A 1,999-nucleotide genomic window follows, 5' to 3' on the forward strand; every position below is an offset into this window, starting at 1 on the left:
CAGACGGCGCTGCGCGCCATAGGGAAGGTCGCCGGCCGGATCGTCGGCGCGATCGACGAGATCGGCCTTCTCAAGCCAGTACTTCGCCTTTTCGATCGCCGCATTGGCCGCCCGCTTGTAGGCGGGCAAGCCCAGCAGACCGAGGACGGTGTAGCCCGATGCCTTCATCAGCGCATTGTGCTGCGCCACCAGGAGGTTTTCCAGAACGGTGAGGCCTGAGAAAAGCCGGATGTTCTGGAAGGTTCGGGCGACCTTGGCCTTCTTGGTGATCTCGAAGTCGGGCAGGCGCTCCAGCAGGTGCTGTCGGCCATCCTGCAGCGTCAGCGTGATCATGCCCATCGTCGGCTTGTAGAAACCGGTGATGCAGTTGAACACCGTGGTCTTGCCGGCGCCGTTCGGCCCAATCAGCGCGGTGATCTCGCCGCGCCTGACTTCGAAGGAGAAGTCGTTGATGGCCATCAGGCCGCCGAACTTCATCGAGGCGAAAAGAACCCCGGCGAGGGGAGTGAAAAAGAACCTGAAACCGTGTACGTACAAGCAGTGGGAGCACCTTCGGGTGTGACTGCGTACCTTTTGTATAATGGGTCAGCGACTTATATTCTGTAGCAAGGTTAACCGTATAGGGGAGCCGCAGGGAAACCGAGTCTTAACTGGGCGTTAAGTTGCAGGGTATAGACCCGAAACCCGGTGATCTAGCCATGGGCAGGTTGAAGGTTGGGTAACACTAACTGGAGGACCGAACCGACTAATGTTGAAAAATTAGCGGATGACTTGTGGCTGGGGGTGAAAGGCCAATCAAACCGGGAGATAGCTGGTTCTCCCCGAAAGCTATTTAGGTAGCGCCTCGTGAACTCATCTTCGGGGGTAGAGCACTGTTTCGGCTAGGGGGTCATCCCGACTTACCAACCCGATGCAAACTACGAATACCGAAGAATGTTATCACGGGAGACACACGGCGGGTGCTAACGTCCGTCGTGAAGAGGGAAACAACCCTTCAACAACGCCGCCCAGCACTACAACCACATCCATTTCTGGAAGTGGATGAAGAAGGACGGCGGCGGCACCAAGCTGCCGGGCAAGCTGCAGGCGGCGATCGACAGCGATCTCGGTGGCTATGACAAGTTCAAGGCCGACTTCACCTCGGCCGGCGCGACCCAGTTCGGTTCCGGCTGGGCCTGGCTCTCGGTCAAGGATGGCAAGCTCGCCATCTCCAAGACCCCGAACGGCGAAAACCCGCTGGTGCACGGCGCCTCGCCGATCCTCGGCGTCGATGTGTGGGAACACTCCTACTACATCGACTACCGCAATGCCCGTCCGAAGTATCTCGAAGCCTTCGTCGACAGCCTGATCAACTGGGACTACGTCCTGGAAATGTACGAAGCCGCATCGAAGTAAGCGTCGACCGAATTTGCATTCAAAGAACCCGGTGCCGAAAGGCGCCGGGTTTTCTTTTGACATGAAGCCGCTTGCTAGAACGGCCGTCGGGTGAAACAGTCTGGCGGCATTGTCGAGAAGGCCGCGGCGCTTTTCCTCAAAATCGGTTGCCCGGGTGCGAGCCATCTTTCCACTTTCCTGCTTGCAGAACGACTGCAAAAGGGGGGCTTTTACGCCCCCGCTTCACTATAACAATTGCCCTTGATCTGTCACTGGTGGCCCTTCAGCTCTTGGGACGGTTGTCCACCACGCGCTTGGCCTTGCCCTCGGAGCGGGCGATGGAGGTCGGGTCCTGGACCTCAATCTTGGTCGTTATGCCGACCACGCTTTTAATGTGGTGTGCCAGTTCCTTGGCCGATTGGGCGCGAGCCGCCGCGTCGGTGAAATTGGCCGCGCATTCGACGTGGACTGTCATGTTGTCCATGCGGCCGGCGCGCGTGAGTTCGATCTGGAAATGCGGGGCAAGGCCTGCGCATTTCAGGATCTGCTCCTCGATCTGCGTCGGGAAGACGTTGACGCCGCGCAGGATGATCATGTCGTCGCTGCGGCCGGTGATCTTCTCGAT

The 1,999-nt window shown here is 58.6% G+C and carries 1 protein-coding gene, 2 pseudogenes and 1 other annotated feature (1 of these 4 only partly in view); of the genes and pseudogenes, 1 reads left to right on the forward strand and 2 read right to left on the reverse strand.

The window, feature by feature from the left end; translation table 11 throughout:
* On the reverse strand, window positions 1–453 hold the 5' portion of the coding sequence (locus DD542_RS23495) for an ATP-binding cassette domain-containing protein (protein ID WP_206610843.1). 45 nt of this gene lie to the left of the window's left edge; the window shows 453 of its 498 coding nt (coding positions 1–453); the start codon lies at window positions 451–453; the stop codon falls past the left edge of the window.
* Window positions 439–1,142, forward strand: a sequence feature (23S ribosomal RNA rRNA prediction is too short). Its footprint overlaps the gene before it by 15 nt.
* On the opposite strand from DD542_RS23495, the pseudogene DD542_RS23815 reads away from it, so the two are divergent.
* Window positions 1,135–1,395, forward strand: a pseudogene (locus DD542_RS23815) (superoxide dismutase); the annotation flags it as partial. Its footprint overlaps the feature before it by 8 nt.
* Before the next feature lie 262 nt (window positions 1,396–1,657).
* Here DD542_RS23815 and DD542_RS23505 read toward each other — a convergent pair.
* Window positions 1,658–1,999, reverse strand: a pseudogene (locus DD542_RS23505) (phenylacetate--CoA ligase); the annotation flags it as partial.

This window comes from Hydrogenophaga sp. NH-16, from assembly GCF_004006415.1.
GTDB lineage: Bacteria > Pseudomonadota > Gammaproteobacteria > Burkholderiales > Burkholderiaceae_C > Hydrogenophaga > Hydrogenophaga pseudoflava.